The following is a 20,091-nucleotide window of genomic DNA, read 5'->3' as shown; positions in this document are numbered from 1 at the left end:
GAATACGCTCCAGGCGCTCAGGCAGAGGCCGGCAGCGCGGTTTGCTTTAGCTCGGTCGGTGAATAGGTCGCCAGTTGCGCTTCGATTTCATCGCGGACGATCGCCCGATAGTCTAGAAAATGCTCTAGGTGGGCGCAGTTGATTAAGTAATGGTCATATACACGGGGGTTGTGGCGCAGGATGGAGAAGAGCTGTCGCCAAAACTGCCAGCGGGTGCTGCGCTTGATGCCCTGCCGCCAGAAGAGGATGAACATGGCGCGGATCTCAATCGGCGTGAGCATGGTCGGTTTTTTCTTGCGGTTGGGGCTGGGGCGCATTTCGATGAAATGGCGATAGACCCGCGCCAGGTAGCGATGCGGGTCATACAGTTCCCAAAAGCAGCGGATATATTCCTGCGCGATGTCTTCGATGGGGCGCGTGGGCACAAAGTTAATCAGCGTGGTCTGGTGAATGCTGGCGGTTTCGTCAGGGTTGATCAGCCGCCCTTCTTTTTCGAGTCGCTGAGACAGCGCTGTGTTGGGCAGGGCTTGCAACATGCTGAATAGCGCCTGGGGGATGGCAGTGGCTTCGACAAAATTAATGATGCGATCGCCCGCCCCCGGTTTCTCTCCATCAAAGCCGATAATGAACCCCGCCATCACCCGCAGCCCAGAGCGGTTAATCGTTTTGACCGCATCAATCAGCGGGTTTCGGGTATTTTGAAACTTCTGCGTCAGCGAGAGGCTATCGGTATCTGGCGTTTCGATGCCCAAAAACACCGCGTTGAAATTTGCCGCAATCATCAGATCCAGCAACTCCTGATCCTGCGCCAGATCCACCGATGCCTCAGTGACAAAGCTAAAGGGATAGTCTCGCTCCTGCATCCAGGGCACTAGTTCCTTTAGCAACAGCTTGACGTTGCGCTTATTGCCAATGAAGTTGTCGTCCACAATGAAAATCGATCGCCGCCAGCCCTGGTCATACAGCGCTTGCAGTTCTGCCAGGAGTTGAGCGGGCGTTTTGGTGCGCGGCTTGCGGCCATATAGCACGATGATGTCGCAGAATTCGCACTGGTAGGGGCATCCGCGCGAAAACTGAATCGACATCTCGCTGTAGTTATCCAGATTCAGCAGGTCAAAGCGCGGAATCGGCGTGGTGGTGACATCGGGCTTATCGCCATTGGCGCGAAAAATGCCGGACGGCTCGCCTCGCTCCAGCGCCTCCACAAACATGGGCAGCGTGATTTCTCCTTCGTCCAGCACCAGGTAGTCTGCGCCCGCTTCCAGTGCGGGTTCGGGAACCGAGGTGACGTAGGGCCCACCCACAGCCACGGGCTTGCCGCGCCGCTTGGCCTCCCGGATTCGATCCAGCAGGTCATCTTTTTGCACGATCATCCCGGAAATAATCACCAGATCCGCCCAATCCCAATCTGCCTCCGTTTCGGGGCCCGCGTTGCGGTCTATCAGGCGAAATTCCCAGGTTTGGGGCAAAATCGCCGCCACGGTGATCAGGCTCAGCGGCGGCAGCGATACCTTTCGGCCAATCAGTTCCAGCGCCTTGTCATAAGACCAGAAAGATTTGGGAAAGAGCGGATAGAGCAATAAAGCACGCATAGCGTTCGGCTTAGGGTGACAGTGCTAGCAGACTGGGAAACTTCAGTTTCCGAAGCTTCCGAGAAGCTTCCAACCGGAGATGGGTCGAAAACCTAGTCGCAGCATACCCCACCTTCTAAATAGGGGACAACCGCAGCCGAAGCAGACTGACTGGAGACTGCCATTGCGTGAACGGTTGAACGCTCTCTCTTGCTTCTATGCCCGCTCCTTCTCGCTGGCTTCTACACAGGCTCGCTTCTACACGGGCTGGCTTCTATACATCATCGTGGGCGAAGCGATTGTAGAGGAAATCCAGCGCGTAGTTCCGCAGTTTGTAATACTCCGGATCTTCCATAATGCGATCGCGATCTCTAGGACGCGCAAAAGGAATCGTGAGGATTTCGTCGATATTCGCAGCCGGGCCGTTGGTCATCATCACCAGGCGATCGGCTAGAAACAGCGCCTCGTCAATGTCGTGGGTGATCATCAGCACAGTGCAGCGATGCCCATTCCAAATGGTCAGCAGTTCCTCCTGCAATTCCTCCTTGGTGATGGCATCCAGTGCGCCAAAGGGTTCATCCAGAATCAGCACTTCGGGGCGCGTGGCTAGGGCGCGGGCGATCGCCACTCGCTGCTTCATCCCGCCCGAAAGCTGCGCTGGAGGCTTGTCTGCCGCGTGCTGCAACCCCACCAGATTGATGTGCCGCTCAATGAGCGATCGCCGTTCCGCCTTGGGAATGTCCGTCAAAATCTCACCCACCGCCAGCGCAATGTTTTCGCGCACGGTCAGCCACGGCAACAGCGAATAGTTTTGAAGCACCACCATGCGATCGGGGCCAGGAGATAGCCAAGGACGGCTTTGGTAGTTTCGGGCGTATTGTTGGCTGCGACAGGGCTAGCTGCTGGCGATGCACCAGAACTCGCAGTGGAGTTAGACGATGGCGTAGTGCAGCCTTTGAGTAAGATTGCGCCGGTCGCTGATACACCAGCGGTGAATAAAAACTTCCGACGAGACAAGCCAGAAAAATGAGACATAGAACCTCCTAAGACGATTGCGAAGATCGTCGCTTTGTGAACGCTGAGTTGAACTTTGGGTTGAACGTTTAGCCGAATGGAGATAGCACAACCCAAGCCACTCTGCGTCCAGAGTAGAGAGATTGGGCGATCGCCTAGGTGATAGATCGAGCGATAGCGAAAGTTCATACGGTTCCTTAGCTCTGCCTTCCTGAGAACCAGGGCCTGCCATACTTGCAGAAAGCAAGCATCAGGCTGAATCGACAAAGCTAGGGAATACGAATCGAAACCAGGTAAGACAAGTAAGAATTGAGATAGCCATCGGTATAGCTATGCAACTCTGGTCGAAGCCAGTAGCGCCTGTGCAACTCTCGATGTTGAATTGAGTGTACTCTGTTTTTGCGAGAATCCTATATACAAACTTATGATTCTGAATACAACCATAGTTCTAAGACTATGGTTGTGCAACTCTCTGCTTTTCCCCGAAAGTCCTCTAAAGTGAGCGAATTCCTGGATGGACGGTTTTTTGAACCTGCATAAGCCCGCCGGACTGACCTCCCACGACTGCGTGGCGCGGGTGCGGCGACTGCTAAAGATGAAGCGCGTAGGGCATGGCGGTACGCTTGATCCGGCGGCAACGGGGGTATTGCCGATCGCCCTGGGTCGGGCCACGCGCTTGCTGCAATTTTTGCGGCAGGACAAGGCGTATCGGGCGATCGCCCGCTTTGGCATCACCACGACCACAGACGATCTGGAGGGCGAACTCCTCACCCAAACCCCCGCCGCCCATCTCACCCGCGATCGGGTCGAAGCGCTATTGCCCAAGTTTCTGGGCACAATCCAGCAGATGCCGCCCGCCTACAGCGCCATTCAAGTCGGCGGCCAGCGGCTCTATAACCTGGCGCGGTCGGGCGTTTCGGTAGACGTACCTGTGCGAACCGTGACGGTTTACCAGATTGAACTCTTGGACTGGCGACCCGGCGATTGTCCCGAAGCGGAACTGGCGATCGCCTGCGGAGCCGGAACCTACATCCGCTCTATTGCCCGCGATCTGGGCAACCTGCTGGGCACGGGCGGCACGCTGGCTAGCCTGATCCGCACCCAGAGCCACGGGTTTGACCTGGCAGCCAGCCTGACGCTAGAAGACCTAGCGGCACAGGTCGAAGCGGGAACCTTCGTACCGATTTCGGCGGCGATCGCCCTTGCCCACCTGCCCGCCATCCCGCTGCCCCCGCCTGATGCGCTTCGCTGGACGCAGGGCCAGCCCATCGCCACAGACCCCGTGACCGACCTCGACGCGCCGCTGCGAGTTCAAGATGACCGCGATACGGTTCTGGGCATTGGCAAATTTCGCGCCACGCAGCAAGGCATTTGCCTGGTGCCGTGGGTGGTGCTGGCAGGACAGATGGACTAGCGCCGCTACACGTTGCCGTAGACTGGAACCACTGCACCCCGCAGATCCCGTGCTGCTTCCGAAGCCAAAAAGCAGATTACCTGTCCCAGCGATTCCGGCTTCACCCACTGGGCAGCGTTTTCTGCCCCCATCGCGGCTCGGTTTCCGGGTGTGTCGATGATGCTGGGCAAGACCACGTTGGCCGTAATGCCCGTGCCCCGCGTCTCGTCAGCGATCGCCCGCGTCAGTGCCACTACGCCCGCTTTGGAGGCGCAATAGGCCGCAAGCTGTGCGCCCGGTTCCACTGCACCCCGCGACCCCACCGTGACAATCCGCCCATAATCCTGCTCCAGCATCCGCCGCAGGCTGTGTTTACAAACCAAAAACGTCGTGCCCAGGTTCAGGTCAAAATCTTTTTGCCACTGGTCATAGGCATATTCATGGGTCGGCCCCATTGAAAATCCGCCGACGAGATGAATCACCGCATCCACCCGCTGCATTCCATCTACCAACTGCTGCACCGACTGCTCATCGTTCAGGTTCGCCAACACAAACCGAATCCGCGCCAAATCTGCCGGAGACAACAGCCCCTTCATCCGCTCCACTTCACGGGCGCTCATATAGGGAATGGTGATTGACGCTGCCCCCTGGGCCAGCAGAACGGGCGTTACGCCCTGTCCCAGCCCGCCTGTGCCACCTGTTAACAGCACTTCCTTGCCTGTCAAATTCATAGCCGCTTCTCGCTTAATGTTTATTAATGTTTCTTCTTTGATAATTTCCGAAACCTGCTGAAAAGCGTAGCGCCTCCAGATGACAACAGGATTAAAACCGGAGATAGTGCATTAGCTCGGCAACCAGTCCCGGCGGCAAGGCAAGTCGCTGCTGAAAATCCGCCAGGTTTCGATACGGGCCGTAGCGCTGGCGATGCTGCAAAATTGCCCGTGCCAGAAATAGGTCAATGGCAGGAACGCGGATCAGCGCTTCCAGCGATGCAGTGTTGGGGTTGGCGGGCTGGATGGCGCAAAGACTTTCGGGGTCGTAGTAGCAAAATTGCAGCACAGGTTCCAGCGGGCGGAGGCGCTGCACGGGCAGGCTGAGGGCGGCGGCGATGTCTTCTAGGCAGTGAAGCTGAACGCCAGACTGGGTGAGGGTAGAGAGCGATCGCGCTTGGTGAATCGACAATCCTGGCAGCCGCAGCCAGTCGTCTACGCTCGCCTGGTTTACGTCAATCGCCACGCCGAGCCGCGCCGCAAGCTGCAACTCCTCTACGGATTGAAAGCGGTAGTAGGGGTCTTTGGCCAGGCGCGATCGCAGCGCTTCTTGGGCGCTATTCCTCAAGCCCATCGACCACCAGTTTCCGCTCATTCCCTGCCTGCTATTGGGTGCTAGTCAATTGAGTATTAGTCTGAGTATTAATCATGAGCATTAGTCAATTTGATCGAGCAGCCGTCGCCGCTTTTGCTCAAATTCGTATTCAGAAATTAAGCCGTCCTGCCGCAGCATGTCGAGCTGGCGTAGCGCATCGGCGATCGCCCCCACCTGAGCCGGGTCAATCCGGGGTGCAGCGGGCTGGGGTGGTAGGGCAGATCCTCCGTTAAACGCCGCATCAAACGCCGTTTGCCCCTGCACGAGAAACCAAATGCCTTCAAAAAGACTGGCAATTCTGGGAATACCGCTCCAAAAGAACAGGAGATAGGCAATCCCCCAGCCGCGCTGACCCAGATAAAACTTGTGTAGGCCAGGAACAACAACACCCGCCAGGGCGAGCAAAATAGCAGTGCGGCGGTTTCGGGACGGATAGGTTTGGCTGAGCATTGCTGGGATGTGGGCGATCGCAGAGAACTCGCGGACTCCTAAAACCTCTCCATGATATCGATTCTGGTAGGCAGCGGACACGATTTCTGCCCACCTACCTTCATCAAGTCTTTGCGGAATGCTCAAAAAGACTCTATGGGACTACCGTACTTTGGCCTATGACACGCCTGCGGAAATCGCCATAATATTGGATAGCCCCCAACTCAGAAGCCCCAAGTGGCCGAATTCTTTTGAGTTCTGTGTAAGTTTTTAGGCTGTGTATCGCGTCTACCTTTTGTTACTAACGATTCCAGGGTTGCTCTTGTCCGTCGATAGACAGTCTATTTTCATCCCCTGCCCACTTTGTAAAGGCAAGATTCAGTATCCGGGGTAACGTAGCCCCCGTAGAAATACTGATACTCTAGAAGTTCACCAGGACAAAATTGCGTCATGAGCAGGTGTCTGCCGCCTGCTGGCAGAGTGAGTGAGGGTTGTCCTCCCCAGAAATACGGGTAGGAGGCTGCTATCCTTTACTAAGAGGTAACTCGGCGGCAGACCAACCCAGAGTCAACTCTAGGTCAAGAGTCAACTCTGGGTTGATAGGTCACTTCAATGGCTCAATCTTTGTTCCTAGGGATTGCTTCCGGTGCATCCGAGCCTAACGACGGCTAAATGAGAGGAAATGGGCAGACAGTCATGCTGTTCTACCAGGGTTTATGTGATATCCGACTTTGCTGAAGAGACGCACTTGAATGTCGCAGAGGTCTTTTTCACCCGACTGGCTGACGCAATTTACCGACCCCTACGCGGTGCTGGGGCTATCGGTGACTGCGGATGAGCGGCGTGTCCTCAAGCGCTATCGGGCGATCGCCAAGCTGCTGCATCCCGACAGCTTTGCCCAGGCCGAAGCCGCCAATCGCGAACTGGCTACTCAGCTATTTGCGCGATTGGTCAGCCCGACTTATCAAAAAATTAAGCAAGACAAAGGGCGGGCCGAGCATCTGGCGCTGCTTCGGTTTCGGGTGCGCCGCATGAGCCGAGAGGAGCCGATGCGTCCCCAAAGCGCGATCGCCCAGTCTCTCATCAAAACGTCTTTGGCCAACATTGACGTGTTTTATGAGCAAGCCGTTACTGATCTGGCCGCTACGCAATACACCCCGCTGGATCGATTCGAGTCCGTCACCGAGCAGTTGGGTGAACTGAATCTCGTTTACCTGCGGCTCAAGATGGGCGAGCCGATTATTCGGGAAAAACGCACGGGGATTGTGTCCACGGCTGCCCCCACGCCTGCTACCTTTTCTCCGGCTTCCCCTGCCGATGACGAGAAGCCTGCCATCGACTATGCTCAGCGCCACTACCAGCGAGCGCAGGAGTATGTCCGCAAGAATAATCCCGGTCTGGCAGTGCGCGAACTGAAGGATGCCATCAAGATCGACCCCAAAAAGAGCGAATATCACTCGCTACTGGCGGCGGCTTATTTGATGCAGGACTTGCCCACGATGGCAAAGGTTCACTGCCGTCAGGCGCTCAAGCTCAACCCCAAAGACCCCCTAGCGCTGCGCTATGCGCCCCGGCTCAATATCCCCCTCGAAGCACCCGACGCGCCCAACGCGAAGCCCGAAAACCCAGGGGGTGGACTGTTTGGGCTGTTTGCCCGCAAGCGCTAATCTCTGAATCTCTGCGACTCTCTGCAATTAGTCCCGCTCAATTAGTCCCGCAAATTAGACCCGCAAGACTGCCGAGCTCGTGATTACTAGACCTCTTACATAAATGCTTTTCTGAGAGCGTGAATCGTTGGGCGGCGGTGCCGCCCAACGATTCACGCAAGAGGTTTACTGAATTCGCTCGGTGTTGCCCGCTTTGACCCAGCCTTCGCTGCCGTCGTTCAGGCGCACCCGCAGCCATCCACCGTCGGCGCTGGTTTCCAGCACGGTGATTTCCTGGTTATAGTCGATGCCGCCAATTTGCGCGGAGTCCAGGCTGGGGCCGTCTCGCAGCACAATCCCAACTGCCGGAAGAACGCGGGCAGTGTAGACCTCTCCAGATGCGGCAGCTTGGACAGGTGTGGTGTCTGGCGGGGGCACGGTACCATCCGCAACGGGCACTGCGCCGCCGGGGGGAGCGGTGTCGTTGGGGAAGACGGGTCGAGGCGGCAGTTCGGTGAGGCGGTTGATTAGATAGCGGGCCGCGCTGACCCCTGCGAAAAACAGGATGGCGATCGCCAGCGAAACCCCAATTACGCCCTGTGCCAGCCGTTGCAAACCCATAGTGCGACTCATCTTTGGAACTTGAAAATCTTTGGGGAAACTGTTTGAGTGGGAAACTGTTCGACGGGAAACTGTTCGACGGGAGACTGTTCGAGTGGGAAACTGTTCGACAGGAAACTGTTCGACGGGAAACTGTTCGAGTGGGAAACTGTTCAAGGACTCTTGCAGGATACCTGAGCCAGCCAGAGGACGAACACAAAACTCCGCAGGATATTTAACAGCAAGGCTAGGAAGATTGGGACTGGGGCCGCAGGAACAAGTTGCCTTGGCGAGAGGCCAGGCGGGCCCGCCCTTCGGCGGCAAAGCGCTGGAGCTTTTCGATTTGCTCTTGAGCAGTCCGCGCTAGGGGAATCATCTGGCTGGCTGCTTCTAGCACGTCGTCGGTCGTAAAGTCGCGTCCCTGGCTAAAGCCGAGATGCATTGCCTCGGTCAGAATTTGCTCGATCTCTGCCCCAGAGAATTCCGGCGTTTCATACGCCAGCCGCTCTAGGTCGTAGCTTTGGAGATTGTGCGGCCGCAAGCGCATTAAGTGTACCTCAAAAATCGCTTTGCGCTCTTCCTGGCTGGGCAGCCCCACAAAGAAAATCTCGTCAAACCGCCCCCGACGCTTGATTTCGGGCGGCAGCGCCTCGATATCGTTTGCGGTTGCAACTACAAATACAGGCGAGGTTTTTTCTGCCAGCCAGGTGATCAACGTCCCAAAGACGCGGTTGCTGGTGCCTGAGTCGCCGCGTCCGTCCAACCCAGCAAAGGCTTTGTCGATTTCGTCGATCCACAGGACGCAGGGCGCTAGAGCCTCTGCAAGCTGAATCATCTGGCGGGTGCGCGATTCGGACTCGCCCACCAGTCCGGCAAACAGGCGGCCCACGTCCAGCCGCAGCAGGGGCAGGTGCCAGTGGTGGGCGATCGCCTTTGCCGTCAGCGATTTCCCTGTGCCCTGGATGCCCACCAGCAGCAGCCCGCGGGGGTGCGGCAATCCATACTGTCGGGCTTTTTCGGAAAACGCACCGCCGCGCCGCAGCAGCCAGTCTTTCAGGTTATCCAGCCCGCCAATGTCGGAAATGCGCTCAGTAGCGGGATAAAAGTCGAGAATTTGCGTCTGGCGGATCGTCTGCCGCTTTTCTTCGAGGATCAGGTCTACGTCTTCGGCTTGCAGTTCGCCGTGGGTGGCGATCGCCCGCGCCAGCACCCGCCGAATCCGCTCCATCGACAACCCTTGGCAGGAGCGCACCAGATCATCCAACACCCGGCTATCGAGCGATCGCCCGGTCGCCATCGTCAGGCGCTCCAGTTCTTGTCGGATCTCGCTAGCGGTGGGCAAAGGAAAGTCCAGCACCGTCAGCACGTCGCTGAGGTCATCGGGAATCGTCACCTGTGGCGAAATCAGCACAATATTTTTGGGCTGAGACTTGAGCAATCGCGCCAGGTTTTTGAGCTTGCGGGCAACCGCTACATCGTCTAAAAAACGGTGAAAATCTCGCAGGACAAAGACTGCGGCAACGGTCGGCGGCAGCTTTTCGACCAGTTCCAGCGCCTGCAACGGGTTGCGTTTGCCAGAGCCAGCATCGTTGGGGTTGCCCTGATAGCCATCGACAAAATCCCACACGTAAAAGGAGCGGTTGCCCTGCTGGGCACACTGGGCGATCGCCCCTTCCACGCGCTCCTCTTCGCGAGTCGGCACGTAGATCAGCGGGTAGCGGGCCCGCAGCAGCAGTTCAAACTCTTCTGCAAAACTCATGCCTCGTTCCTGCCAACCCCCTTCGTTTCATCTGCTGCACTCAGTTCAGCATTTGCTTTTTCAGGGCTTCTAGCGATGCCCATCGATGATCGACATTCACCGTCGGCACGGGCAACTCGTCGCTTAGCTCAATACCTGCACACTTGGGGTCGCAGAGCTTGCGCGGAGGAATTTCCAAACAAAGCTGCTCGTAGAGCCACCGATCTGGCTCAAAATAGCCCCGCGGCGGCAGCGACTCGATCAGTCCCTCCGTCGAGCTTAAATCCTGATCAAACAAATCCTCTGCGGCTGTGGAAGTCGCCTCTTGTAGCCAGATCATTTCCGACACGTCGATCGAGAGGCGATGGTTGTATTGCTGCAAACAGCGATCGCACGTCAGAGTCACAATCGCCTCCGCCTTTGCAGACACGTCCAGATAGTTGCCCTTGTGCATCACGCGAATCGTGCCCTGCACGGGCATTAAGGTATCTAGGTCGGGCAGGTGATCTTGCACCTCGATCGTTTCAGTCTGCTCGACCGCCCTCAGCAGTTGAGGAATATGAATTGCCTGCATCATAGCCGCCTCCTCTCGCACTCATTGCGATTGACGCTACGGAAAGAATAACCCGTTCTCAGTCCTGGCACTGTAGCCTGGGCCGCCCCACTCAAGAGGCTCGGCTCCCAGAGCAACTATTAGCTAGGAGCAACTGCCAACCAGACGCAACTGCCAGATAGCCTTTGACCCAGCTACTTTCGACGCACCACCAGACGGCGATCGGGTTCCTGACCACGACTGGAGGTTTCCAGATCCTCATAGTCTTTGAGAAAGGTGTGTACCTGTCGCCGCTCAGCCGCCGACAGCGCTACCATCTCAAACTCTTCCCCCGTTTCGCGCACCTTTGCCGCCGCCTCTTCGGCCAGGGCCAGCAACTCCGCCTGACGGCGATCGCGATATCCGTCTAGCTCCACCGTAAACGGCTGCTGCTCACCCTCTGGCTTGCCCATGTTTAGCGTGGTGTTGAGCAAATACTGGATCGAGTCCAGCACCTCGCCGCGATCGCCCTGCAATGCCTGAATCTGCTTAGTCGAGAGCGCATCCGACGAAATCGTCAGCCAGCAGCTTTCATCCTCGCGAATGGCCACACCGTCAGCATCCACCGCGGCTGGCAAGGTAGCCAGACTCAACAGCTGATTCAGCCACTCGCGCCCCTGCCGCTGTTGCTCCACGCTTGCCATCTGCTATCCCGCCTTTTTCTTAGAACGTCCCGGCTCAAATGGCAGCGCTTCCCGCCCGCTATCTCCACTCGACTGCTTTTCCTGCTCATCCAAAATCTTTTGCAGATTCTCAGGCAGCGGCTCTCGCGACAGAATAAAGGTTTGCAGCGTTTGGAAGATGTTAGCAATCACCATGTACATCAGCACGCCCGCAGGCAGCGGGAAAAACAGAAACATTCCCGAAAACAGCACTGGGGTCAACTTGTTCACTGTATCCTGCTGAGGATTGTTGCTGGGGCCCTGACCCGACAAAAGCTGGTTCACATACAGGCTCAGACCAAAGAAAATGATCATACCCACGATGTCCCAGTGAATCGTGCCGTCGGCATCCCTCGCGCCCACACGACCCAGTTTGTCGATAAACAAAAAGCCCTTATTTGCCGCTAGACCCTGCACCGTGCCCTGAATCGTGACATCCCCTGGCTTGATGGCTTGAATATTGCCGTCTTCGTCAATCTGGATATTTTCAGCGCCCTTAGTCACCTTCCAAACCGGGTCGATTATCGTGTCGGGGTACGCTGCCAGCACTTCCCGCAGCGGCTTGCCCTCAGTTGTTTGGAAATCGATGCGAGTTTTTTCACCCACTGCTAGACGAGTTCCGCCTGGAACAACCGCCGCCACAGGGACATGCACACCATCCGAAACGTAAATATTTTGGGGATTGGTAGTATATGCCTGGGGCTGAATCTGCTCAATTTGCTCCTGTGGCAGAACTTGCAAATTCACATTGTAGTTAATGTCTGAGAATGGCGACCCCCGCAGCGTCGCAAACAGGGCAAACAAGATGGGCATCTGCACCAGCACAGGCAAACAGCCCGATAGGGGATTACCAAACTCTTTGTAAACCTTGCCCATTTCCTCCTGCTGCTTAGCAGGGTCGTCCTTATAGCGTTCCTGAATTTCTTTAACTCGCTTTTGCATCACCGGGTTGGCAACCCGCATCCGGCGCATATTGCGGATTGACCCAGCGCTGAGAGGATACAGCGCAAATCGAATCACCAGGGTCAGAGCCACAATAGCCAGCCCGTAACTTGGCACGATCCCGTAGAAGAAATCCAGGATCGGCAACATGACGTTGTTGGAGAGAAAACCGACACCAAAATCCATGTGCTTTGTGGGTACCTTGTGGCTCTGAACGTTTACGGCGTGACTAAACCTGGAAACAATCTAGAAACAATCCGGAAATAAACTAGCTAAGTGCTACGCATTTAGCTTCACTGGATGTAATCACCAGACGTAACCAGACATCATTGTACGCTGCAAAACCAGTCGATTGCAGCCGAATTGAACGTCTGGTTGCAGTTGTCCCAATTCCTAAAGAGCAAATTGCCTAAGCGAATGGGGAGTTAGCTTTTGGCTGATCCAACAGGTCTGACAATTCGGATTCTATCGGGTCGGATCTATCGAGTCTAAGTGCTGGCTTTTTTGGAGGCCTTGGCTGCGATCCGCTCGCTGATGTAGTTGGCAACTTCCCGGAACTTGGGCATGGCGCGTAGCTCCAGACGGCTGCCATCTTTCAGCGTAACAACCATATCGCCCCAACTGCCCAGCCCGCGAGGTACGGCAACCACGCTAGCCATTTCGGAATAGATGACATCCGAGCGATCGCGCCCCATCCATCCACCCGTAACGGAAATCCGTCGGTCGGTAATCCGATAGCGGAGCCAGATGGCCCGAACGATCGCTCCCACCGTCAGCGGCAGGCACACCACTGTCAGCCCCAGCAGGCAGTTGAGGATCAAATCCCCGATGTGGGGGCCGCCTTCATAGTACACATCTTCCCGAATGCCCATCGAACACCTCGGCCTCTATCAGCAACTGCTTTAATTCTTGCAGAATTTCTTTATAGTTGCACTTTACTGCAACGGGTTGCACGATGACGACAATCATCCAGCCCGTTGCGAACCCAGGCAGCAACTCGCGTAGAGCCGCCCGGATACGCCGCTTGATGCGGTTGCGAACCACGGCCCGCTTGCTGACCTTGGTGCTGACCGTGATGCCGATGCGCGTGGGCGATCGCCCTAATGGTTCTGCCGCATTCCTGTCTACTGCATTGCCATCTACCGCATTCCTATCAGACCTATCAGAATCGGGCAAACCGGGCTTTCTCTGGTGGACTGGAACCTGGCGCAGTGCGCGTAGCGTGAAGTTGCGAGTGCTGCGCCGCACGCCGGACTGGTGAACCTTGCTAAATTCCTGCCGACGCTTAAGTCGATGGACTTTGGGGAGAGCCACAACACATCTATTCCGTAAGCCAGTGAGCCATAAGCCAATCCAGCCCAATCAGTCCATACGCAAACAAGCTAGCTCCAGGCAAACTGGTGGCTAGCTCAAACCCCTATCTGGACGGGACGCAGGTGGAGATTAGGAAACAGACAAACGAACCCGCCCTTTGCGACGGCGTGCTTTTAACACTCGTTGCCCGTTTTTGGTACGCATTCGTGCGCGGAAGCCAGAAGTGCGGCGGCGCTTGCGGGAGGTTCCACCCAGAGTACGTTTCGTCATAATTTTAGCTCTCCAACCGTTGCAGAAGGGGATGATACAGAATGTGAATTGCGAAAGCCACGGTCTACTATTGTATCACTCTCCAGAGGACGCAAGACAAACGCAAAAGAAAAAACCCCAGAGGCGAACCTCTAGGGCTTGAATCAGGGTGCATCTACCATTCGTTTCTACGTCTGAGGACATAGAGCATCCGGAGAGGTTAAACAACTTCTAGAGAACTTCATCCCTTCTTCAGGCTCAATCGTCCCCCGCTTGTCTCTGTGCTTTGTGGGCATAGGACTTACGCGGTTGGAGGATTTCTCGCGGGCGCAGCCCGCGAGAAATCCTCCAAAACCCAGAAAACTTATCGCAGTAGATCCTGAGGCAATAGGACTCACAGGTAATAGGATTCATGCAGTTCTCCAGGCTTTGCCCCGGCAGGATTAAGGAAACCTCGCTAGCGGGTTCTGGCGGCGCGTGGATCAGCTAGAGTTTGCAGGACGGCAACGGCCTGCGATTGCGTCATACCGGGTCGAAGTTGGGGATGGTAGAGCATCCGAATCAGCGTGCGATCGATTTCGGCATACTCGGTCACATCCGTCCAGCCCTGATAGAAAATGCTGTTGGGATAGCGATTGGAGTCGCGCATCAAACCCAAGACCTGAGTCAGTTCTTCCCGCAGCAAGTGGCTCCGTTCTCGCTGCGTGACGCGGTTTGTATTGGTAATCAAAATGCGGGCATAGTTGATGACGCTACTATTCCAGCGCACCCAGAAAAAGCCTAAATTCCCTGGCACATAGTTAGGTTCTAGCTGGCGGAACTGGCTTTCTGGTGCGTAAATAATCTCGACATTCGGGTTGCGATCGTCGTGGACTAGCTGCACGCCGCTGCCGTGGAGTAGGTCGTTTAATTCTTGCATCACTTGGCGAATCGTCGCGTCATCCTCAGCAGTGCGTGTTCCCGTGACGCGAATTCTCAAGTTTGTATTCCATCTACGAATTAGCGGCGCACTATTTCCCCATTCCGAGCCAAGCGCGACTTCCGTGAAGTAATCAATGTCTGCTTGCGTGATTGCTAGGGGGGCTGGCCCAGGGTTTAGAATCGCACCCACGCGATCGCCAATGGCACTAATCCCATCCACGATGCGATCCACCAGTCCTGGCGAATTGGGGGGAGTGGGGCTGGGTAGGGGTTGGTTCACCGCAGGGTTCGCCGTTCCCTGGGTGATGTCGCGCTGTCCCTGCTGATCGACCACGACTTCACGCGAATAGCGCGGGAGATTGGTCTGCCCATTGGTTGGCACGCTGGCAGGCGGCACGGGTTGGACAGACGGATTATATGCAGGCAGATTAGACATGGGGCTGGGCAAATCGCCGCGATTGGGCGCACTCGCTTCCGGGCGGGTTCCAGGACGCATCAGCACCCCAGAGGACGGGTCGTAGATTGGTGCATCGGCCGCGGCATTCTGGAAACCTGCGGCTTGCTGGGCGGGGGGGTGCGGTGCAGCAGGCGAGGAGGCGATCGCCCCAGAACCCGCCGTTACGCGCACCAAGTCGCCCCGCACCCAGCCCTCTACGCCGTTGCCCAGCCGCACCTGATACCAGGTAAACCCATCTCCGCCGGGGGCTTCCTGAAGAATCATGACGGGCGTGTTGGGGGTTCCCGTAAACACGAGTCTGGATTGCACACCGGGGCTGACGCGGATGTTGATCAACGCCTGCGGATCACGGGCACTCAGCATTCCGCTTCTGCCTGAGGCGACGGTGGCAGTGCTGCTGAGCAGGTGGATGCCCGGTTCTACGGAGGGGGTATGGCCCTGGGAGCCAAGGGCCTGTGTGACCCCAAGCGCCACTAGGCTAAATGCCGCCAAACTGAGAGGAAATGGAATATTCATGAATCGCTTCCGAAGCAACGTGAGGGACCAGACCGAACCATGCAAGGCAGATGCGTTTTGCGAACCAAGCCGCTGGCGATGCTGAATAAGAGGCGATCGCCGTGCTACAAGACCACCCTGGCTCACTCAAGGGTTTGCGCTGTTGATGAGCTTTACGGGTAGTCTCTTACGAGTAGTCTTTAATGAAAATGTCTTAGCCTCTTAGAGAGGTTTTATGACAGGACTGTAAGCCGCAACAGCGGGTTCCTGATTCCGCAAGAATGGAGACGGTGAGCGATTTGCAGAAAATTCGATATTAATTCGGTTGCAATTTGGCGGCAATTTGGCGGAAATACGCAGTTCTCCACTATATATTCCCCATAATTTTCTAAGAGGGTGTTTGAAAAGGTATCGCCTGTAATGTTAGGCACTCAGAGATCCCCCCTTAGCCCCCCTTAGAGCTAATTTGTAAAGGAGCCTGAGAGCTAATTTGTAAAGGAGCCTGAAAGCCTTGTTAATCAAGGATTTCCGAGAAACCGCTTTCCCTGGGCAAACATGACCTCAAAGCCACACATGCCAAGAGTTTCAGGCTTCTTAAGATTTGCTTCATAAATTAGCTCTGAAAGCCTTGTTAATCAAGGATTTCCGAGAAACCGCTTTTCCTGGGCAAACATGACCTCAAAGCCACACATGCCAAGAGTTTCAGGCTTCTTAAGATTTGCTTCATAAATTAGCTCTTAAAAAGGGGGGAAACCACCTTAAAGTCCCCCTTTTTAAGGGGGATTTAGGGGGATCTTGCACGCTTTGCTACAAACAGTAGAACTTTTCAAACATCCTCCAAGAATCCGTTGGCAAAACAGGTTTTACGTGATGTGCAACTTTCAATTTGCCCTCATTCCCCAACCCCTTCTCCCGACTTGGGAGAAGGGGAGCAAGAGAAGCTCGAAGTCTCTATCCTGCTCTGGGAGAGGGCTTAAAGCCTTCAGCATCCCAGAAAAAGGGGAGGGGGATCGGCTAAAGTTGCACATCCCGTGGTTTTAGCCGGATCAGGCGAGAGCAGAGTTTTACTTTTCGGCAAGCCTGTTGGTCAATATTTTGGTCAGCATTATTAAATCATTTTGGTCAGCATTATTAAATCAGCTTTGACATTTTATCGTACTTTTGTACTATATAGAACCGTGCGGAGATCCGTCCCCAACGTCATCGATGGCACGGCTGCCCTAAGTTAGGATCAAAAGGTGTCGCGATCAACGACCGATTGACGGGCTTGAGTAAGCCTTCTGTGGACATTCTTTGCGGGCATTTTTGGCAGACATTCTTTCTAGGCATTCCTTTAGGCGTTGGTGCAAAGGGGAAAAATCGGTGAAACCAAAGCTAAGCCTTTGCATGATTGTGCGCGATGAGGCAGAGCGGTTGGGGCGCTGTTTGCAGAGCGTGGCGACCGTGGCCGACGAGCTAATCGTGGTCGATACTGGGTCGGTGGATGATACGGTGGCGATCGCCCAATCCTTTGGGGCAAAGGTATTTTCTACCCCCTGGCAAAATGACTTTGCGATCGCCCGCAACGAGTCGCTGCGCCACGCCACAGGTGACTGGGTGCTGGTGCTGGATGCCGACGAAACGCTGGTGGCGGATTGCTTACCGAGGATGCAGCAGGCGATGCAGCATGACCAAACGCTGGTGATCAATCTGCTGCGGCAGGAGGTGGGCGCAGTGCAATCGCCCTATTCGCTGGTGTCGCGGCTATTTCGGCGGCATCCAGCCGTGACCTTTGCGCGACCCTATCACGCCACGATTGACGATGCGGTGGCGGCGCTGCGACAGCAGGAACCGGGCTGGGGCATTGTGGACTTGCCGCAGGTGGCGATTTTGCACGATGGCTATGATCCCGTGGCAATCGCCCGGCGCGACAAGCTGGAAAAAGCGCGAACCGTCATGGAGGGCTATTGGCAGGCCCATCCCGACGACCCCTACGAGTGCAGCAAGCTGGGGGCGCTGTATGTGCAAATGGGCGAGGTGGAGCGCGGCATCCAGCTTTTGCAGCAGGGGCTAAAATCGCCCCAACTCGATGCGCCTGTGCGCTATGAGCTGCACTATCATCTGGGCATTGCCTTTTCGCGGCTAAACCAGCTAGAGCAAGCCGCACAGCAGTATCAGGCCGCGCTGCAACAACCCGTGCTGGAGCCGCTGAAGCTGGGCGCATACAACAACCTGGGCAGCTTGTGCAAAACCGCAGGCGATCTGTCCACTGCCCGCCAGCTTTATGAACACTGCCTGGCCATCGACCCCAACTTTGCCGCCGGACACTACAACCTGGGCACGACGCTGCGGGCGCAGGGACAAATTACCAACGCTGTGACCCATTATCAGGAAGCGATTCGGCTCCAGCCCGACCACGCCGAGGCACACCAAAATCTGGGCGTGGCGCTGATCAAGCTGGGGCAGGTGGAATCGGGGCTGGCCTCCTTTGGGCGGGCGATCGCCCTGCATTCCCAGTCCAATCCAGAGCAGGCAGAGCGGCTGCGGCAGGGGCTAAAGGAAATGGGATTTGCGATTTAGCCGTAGGTTGCTAGCTCAACGAGCGATCGCTCGGACTGTGCTGCACCAGCCAGAGGTGGATCAAAATCATGGCGATCGCCAGCGGCAGCATTAGCACCGGAATGCTCTCTAGACTAGTGGCATTGGCAATCCAGCCCGCGCTGGTGGGAACTTTAGTTTGGACTAATGGTGAAGAGGAAGGCAGTCAATGAGAAGCACCGACTGCCGTAAGGTCAATGAAGTACAACCAACATTGACCCCATGATTTTCAACGAACTTCAGCAATTTCGCCAAACGTTGTATGCCAGCTTGGGAAACGCCAGAGATGCCCTGTTTGATCTGATGGATGCCGTGTTAGTGAGTGCGTGCATCGTGTCGTTTGTGAGGCTATCGCAGAGTCCTGTCTTTCGTCGCCAGTGGTCGAGCACCTATGAAGCGTTGCGCGATAGCCGCCTACCCCGATCAAAGGTGCTGAAGCTGTTGGTGCAGCAGATACCGACTCAGCAGCAACCGTTGTTGGCAGGTGATGCGAGTCGGTGGAACCGTCCTGCTGCCAGGCGTTTGAAAGACCGCACCTTATCACTTTAGTTTGGACTAATGGTGAAGAGGAAGGCAGTCAATGAGAAGCACCGACTGCCGTAAGGTCAATGAAGTACAACCAACATTGACCCCATGATTTTCAACGAACTTCAGCAATTTCGCCAAACGTTGTATGCCAGCTTGGGAAACGCCAGAGATGCCCTGTTTGATCTGATGGATGCCGTGTTAGTGAGTGCGTGCATCGTGTCGTTTGTGAGGCTATCGCAGAGTCCTGTCTTTCGTCGCCAGTGGTCGAGCACCTATGAAGCGTTGCGCGATAGCCGCCTACCCCGATCAAAGGTGCTGAAGCTGTTGGTGCAGCAGATACCGACTCAGCAGCAACCGTTGTTGGCAGGTGATGCGAGTCGGTGGAACCGTCCTGCTGCCAGGCGTTTGAAAGACCGCACCTTATCAGGCAGAACAGGACATGCCCCGATAGCCGGACAAAACTACAGTACCTTAGCCTGGATTGCTGAAGACAGGGGCAGTTGGGCATTACCATTGCGGCATGAGCGCATCACCAGCTTTGAAACACCCGCCAGTAAAGCGGCATTCCAACTCAAACAAGTGACTCGGCAGTTAGCGGTGCGTCCGTTGGCGATCTACGACCGAGGGTACGGCAATGCCAGTTTTGTCAACCAAACGGCAGGGATTGAGGCAGACTTGCTGCTGCGGGTTACATCCAATCGATGTGTCTATGGCGCGCCCCCAGCGTATCGAGGGCGAGGCGCACCTGCCAAGCATGGACATAAGATGAAACTCAATGACCCTGACACTTGGAGTGTCCCGGTCGAAACCGTTGAAGTCGATGATCCCAACTGGGGACGAGTGCGGGTCAGTCGTTGGAGTGCATACCATTTCCGCAAATCCCCCAAACGGGCAATGGAAGTGTTGCGCGTGGAGGTGCTGGAGACACAGAGCAGCACGCGACGCTTGGCTCCTTTGTGGTTAGTTTGGCTGGGTGAGCAGATGCCTCCGTTAGAAACCCTGTGGTTGCACTACCTCCGTCGCTTTGCCATTGAACACTGGTATCGCTTTGCCAAGCAGAGGCTATATTGGACACATCCCCAGTTCAGTTCTGTATCGGCAACCGAACAGTGGAGCAGCCTGATGCCGTTGCTCAGTTGGCAGTTGTGGTTAGCGCGAAAGGACTGTACTGACCACCCCTTGCCCTGGCAGGCACCGCAAGAAACGTTGACTCCGGGTCGGGTCGCACAAGCGTTTGCAGGCATTTTGGCAGCGATTGGCACCCCTGCTCCTGCGCCTAAACCTCGTGGTAAATCGCCAGGACGAGGCAAGGGGCACAAGCCAACTCCTCGTCCCTGCTATCCGATGGTCAAAAAACGAGCCTCGAAACGCAAGACATCCGAACAATCCCTGAACAGTCCGGTTGCAACAGCAGCTTAACTGCGAGCAGGATTGTATCCAATTCCTTAAGTTCAACTGTTATGAACGGTTGAGCAGATTCTTTATGGCATCCTGTTGAGCATTATTGTGATGCCAGTTAGTCCAAACTAAAGTTATCAGGCAGAACAGGACATGCCCCGATAGCCGGACAAAACTACAGTACCTTAGCCTGGATTGCT

19 protein-coding genes and 1 pseudogene are annotated in these 20,091 nt (G+C 55.8%); 6 read left to right on the top strand and 14 right to left on the bottom strand.

Annotated elements, in window-relative coordinates:
• Positions 1–17: 17 nt before the first annotated feature.
• Complete coding sequence (locus HPC62_RS17980) at positions 18–1,592, bottom strand: B12-binding domain-containing radical SAM protein (protein ID WP_172357867.1); 1,575 nt, start codon at positions 1,590–1,592, stop codon at positions 18–20.
• Between the two features lie 253 nt (positions 1,593–1,845).
• A pseudogene (locus HPC62_RS17975) lies at positions 1,846–2,424 on the bottom strand (nitrate ABC transporter ATP-binding protein); the annotation flags it as partial.
• A 675-nt stretch (positions 2,425–3,099) separates the two neighbouring features.
• Between HPC62_RS17975 and truB the strand changes: the two are divergent.
• The gene (gene truB, locus HPC62_RS17970) at positions 3,100–3,999 is read left to right on the top strand and encodes a tRNA pseudouridine(55) synthase TruB (RefSeq protein ID WP_172357863.1); all 900 of its coding nucleotides are present in this window, start codon (positions 3,100–3,102) and stop codon (positions 3,997–3,999) included.
• Between the two features lie 5 nt (positions 4,000–4,004).
• Here the strand turns inward: truB and fabG are convergent, their stop codons facing one another.
• The 3 genes from fabG to HPC62_RS17955 form a co-directional block, all read right to left on the bottom strand.
• Complete coding sequence (gene fabG, locus HPC62_RS17965; protein WP_172359027.1) at positions 4,005–4,703, bottom strand: 3-oxoacyl-ACP reductase FabG; 699 nt, start codon at positions 4,701–4,703, stop codon at positions 4,005–4,007.
• 97 nt (positions 4,704–4,800) lie between these two features.
• A complete protein-coding gene (locus HPC62_RS17960) occupies positions 4,801–5,343 on the bottom strand; it encodes a ComEA family DNA-binding protein (RefSeq protein ID WP_172357861.1) in 543 nt (180 codons plus the stop codon).
• 60 nt (positions 5,344–5,403) lie between these two features.
• Positions 5,404–5,793, bottom strand: a complete 390-nt coding sequence (locus tag HPC62_RS17955) for an NINE protein (RefSeq protein ID WP_172359026.1) — start codon at positions 5,791–5,793, stop codon at positions 5,404–5,406.
• Positions 5,794–6,524: 731 nt separating this feature from the next.
• Between HPC62_RS17955 and HPC62_RS17950 the strand changes: the two genes are divergently transcribed.
• Positions 6,525–7,439 (top strand): J domain-containing protein, encoded by a 915-nt coding sequence (locus HPC62_RS17950; protein ID WP_172357859.1) that lies wholly within the window; start codon positions 6,525–6,527, stop codon positions 7,437–7,439.
• A gap of 165 nt (positions 7,440–7,604) precedes the next feature.
• Here the strand turns inward: HPC62_RS17950 and HPC62_RS17945 are convergent, their stop codons facing one another.
• The 9 genes from HPC62_RS17945 to HPC62_RS17905 all read right to left on the bottom strand — a co-directional run bounded on the left by HPC62_RS17945 (position 7,605) and on the right by HPC62_RS17905 (position 15,409).
• Complete coding sequence (locus HPC62_RS17945) at positions 7,605–8,039, bottom strand: SH3 domain-containing protein (RefSeq protein WP_172357857.1); 435 nt, start codon at positions 8,037–8,039, stop codon at positions 7,605–7,607.
• 226 nt (positions 8,040–8,265) lie between these two features.
• Positions 8,266–9,777, bottom strand: a complete 1,512-nt coding sequence (locus HPC62_RS17940) for an AAA family ATPase (RefSeq protein WP_172357855.1) — start codon at positions 9,775–9,777, stop codon at positions 8,266–8,268.
• Between the two features lie 40 nt (positions 9,778–9,817).
• Positions 9,818–10,333 (bottom strand): YceD family protein, encoded by a 516-nt coding sequence (locus HPC62_RS17935; RefSeq protein ID WP_228721648.1) that lies wholly within the window; start codon positions 10,331–10,333, stop codon positions 9,818–9,820.
• A 170-nt stretch (positions 10,334–10,503) separates the two neighbouring features.
• A complete protein-coding gene (locus HPC62_RS17930) occupies positions 10,504–10,992 on the bottom strand; it encodes a Jag family protein (RefSeq protein WP_172357853.1) in 489 nt (162 codons plus the stop codon).
• A 3-nt stretch (positions 10,993–10,995) separates the two neighbouring features.
• Positions 10,996–12,138, bottom strand: coding sequence for a membrane protein insertase YidC (yidC, locus tag HPC62_RS17925; RefSeq protein ID WP_172357851.1), 1,143 nt, complete (start codon positions 12,136–12,138; stop codon positions 10,996–10,998).
• A 302-nt stretch (positions 12,139–12,440) separates the two neighbouring features.
• Positions 12,441–12,824, bottom strand: a complete 384-nt coding sequence (locus tag HPC62_RS17920) for a PH domain-containing protein (protein WP_172357849.1) — start codon at positions 12,822–12,824, stop codon at positions 12,441–12,443.
• Entirely contained in the window at positions 12,796–13,200 is a 405-nt protein-coding gene (gene rnpA, locus HPC62_RS17915) for a ribonuclease P protein component (protein WP_267313444.1), read from the bottom strand. Before rnpA ends, HPC62_RS17920 begins: the two co-directional genes overlap by 29 nt.
• A gap of 195 nt (positions 13,201–13,395) precedes the next feature.
• Positions 13,396–13,536 (bottom strand): 50S ribosomal protein L34, encoded by a 141-nt coding sequence (gene rpmH / locus HPC62_RS17910; protein WP_084782327.1) that lies wholly within the window; start codon positions 13,534–13,536, stop codon positions 13,396–13,398.
• A gap of 436 nt (positions 13,537–13,972) precedes the next feature.
• Positions 13,973–15,409, bottom strand: a complete 1,437-nt coding sequence (locus HPC62_RS17905; RefSeq protein WP_172357845.1) for a DUF2927 domain-containing protein — start codon at positions 15,407–15,409, stop codon at positions 13,973–13,975.
• Positions 15,410–16,774: 1,365 nt separating this feature from the next.
• Here HPC62_RS17905 and HPC62_RS17900 point away from each other — a divergent pair.
• From HPC62_RS17900 to HPC62_RS17890, 4 genes are all read left to right on the top strand, one after another.
• A complete protein-coding gene (locus HPC62_RS17900; RefSeq protein WP_172359024.1) occupies positions 16,775–17,947 on the top strand; it encodes a tetratricopeptide repeat protein in 1,173 nt (390 codons plus the stop codon).
• Between the two features lie 68 nt (positions 17,948–18,015).
• On the top strand, positions 18,016–18,138 hold the full coding sequence (locus HPC62_RS24005; RefSeq protein WP_267313416.1) for a hypothetical protein: 123 nt from the start codon (positions 18,016–18,018) through the stop codon (positions 18,136–18,138).
• Positions 18,139–18,187: 49 nt separating this feature from the next.
• Positions 18,188–18,514: a hypothetical protein gene (locus HPC62_RS17895; protein ID WP_172357843.1), complete on the top strand. Its 327-nt coding sequence runs from the start codon at positions 18,188–18,190 to the stop codon at positions 18,512–18,514.
• Between the two features lie 84 nt (positions 18,515–18,598).
• The gene (locus HPC62_RS17890) at positions 18,599–19,912 is read left to right on the top strand and encodes an NF041680 family putative transposase (protein ID WP_172353244.1); all 1,314 of its coding nucleotides are present in this window, start codon (positions 18,599–18,601) and stop codon (positions 19,910–19,912) included.
• Positions 19,913–20,091 lie beyond the last annotated feature (179 nt).

The organism is Thermoleptolyngbya sichuanensis A183 (assembly GCF_013177315.1).
Classification (GTDB): Bacteria; Cyanobacteriota; Cyanobacteriia; order Elainellales; family Elainellaceae; genus Thermoleptolyngbya; species Thermoleptolyngbya sichuanensis.
This window is presented reverse-complemented; position numbering and strand designations above follow the sequence as displayed.

What these genes read in the sequence shown, in the direction of transcription:
- HPC62_RS17980 (WP_172357867.1), bottom strand. Translation starts at nt 1,592, where the DNA reads ATGCGTGCTTTATTGCTCTATCCGCTCTTTCCCAAATCTTTCTGGTCT.
- truB (WP_172357863.1), top strand. Translation starts at nt 3,100, where the DNA reads ATGGACGGTTTTTTGAACCTGCATAAGCCCGCCGGACTGACCTCCCAC.
- HPC62_RS17960 (WP_172357861.1), bottom strand. Translation starts at nt 5,343, where the DNA reads ATGAGCGGAAACTGGTGGTCGATGGGCTTGAGGAATAGCGCCCAAGAA.
- HPC62_RS17955 (WP_172359026.1), bottom strand. Translation starts at nt 5,793, where the DNA reads ATGCTCAGCCAAACCTATCCGTCCCGAAACCGCCGCACTGCTATTTTG.
- HPC62_RS17950 (WP_172357859.1), top strand. Translation starts at nt 6,525, where the DNA reads ATGTCGCAGAGGTCTTTTTCACCCGACTGGCTGACGCAATTTACCGAC.
- HPC62_RS17945 (WP_172357857.1), bottom strand. Translation starts at nt 8,039, where the DNA reads ATGGGTTTGCAACGGCTGGCACAGGGCGTAATTGGGGTTTCGCTGGCG.
- HPC62_RS17940 (WP_172357855.1), bottom strand. Translation starts at nt 9,777, where the DNA reads ATGAGTTTTGCAGAAGAGTTTGAACTGCTGCTGCGGGCCCGCTACCCG.
- HPC62_RS17935 (WP_228721648.1), bottom strand. Translation starts at nt 10,333, where the DNA reads ATGATGCAGGCAATTCATATTCCTCAACTGCTGAGGGCGGTCGAGCAG.
- HPC62_RS17930 (WP_172357853.1), bottom strand. Translation starts at nt 10,992, where the DNA reads ATGGCAAGCGTGGAGCAACAGCGGCAGGGGCGCGAGTGGCTGAATCAG.
- yidC (WP_172357851.1), bottom strand. Translation starts at nt 12,138, where the DNA reads ATGGATTTTGGTGTCGGTTTTCTCTCCAACAACGTCATGTTGCCGATC.
- HPC62_RS17920 (WP_172357849.1), bottom strand. Translation starts at nt 12,824, where the DNA reads ATGGGCATTCGGGAAGATGTGTACTATGAAGGCGGCCCCCACATCGGG.
- rpmH (WP_084782327.1), bottom strand. Translation starts at nt 13,536, where the DNA reads ATGACGAAACGTACTCTGGGTGGAACCTCCCGCAAGCGCCGCCGCACT.
- HPC62_RS17905 (WP_172357845.1), bottom strand. Translation starts at nt 15,409, where the DNA reads ATGAATATTCCATTTCCTCTCAGTTTGGCGGCATTTAGCCTAGTGGCG.
- HPC62_RS17900 (WP_172359024.1), top strand. Translation starts at nt 16,775, where the DNA reads ATGATTGTGCGCGATGAGGCAGAGCGGTTGGGGCGCTGTTTGCAGAGC.
- HPC62_RS24005 (WP_267313416.1), top strand. Translation starts at nt 18,016, where the DNA reads ATGGCGATCGCCAGCGGCAGCATTAGCACCGGAATGCTCTCTAGACTA.
- HPC62_RS17895 (WP_172357843.1), top strand. Translation starts at nt 18,188, where the DNA reads ATGATTTTCAACGAACTTCAGCAATTTCGCCAAACGTTGTATGCCAGC.
- HPC62_RS17890 (WP_172353244.1), top strand. Translation starts at nt 18,599, where the DNA reads ATGATTTTCAACGAACTTCAGCAATTTCGCCAAACGTTGTATGCCAGC.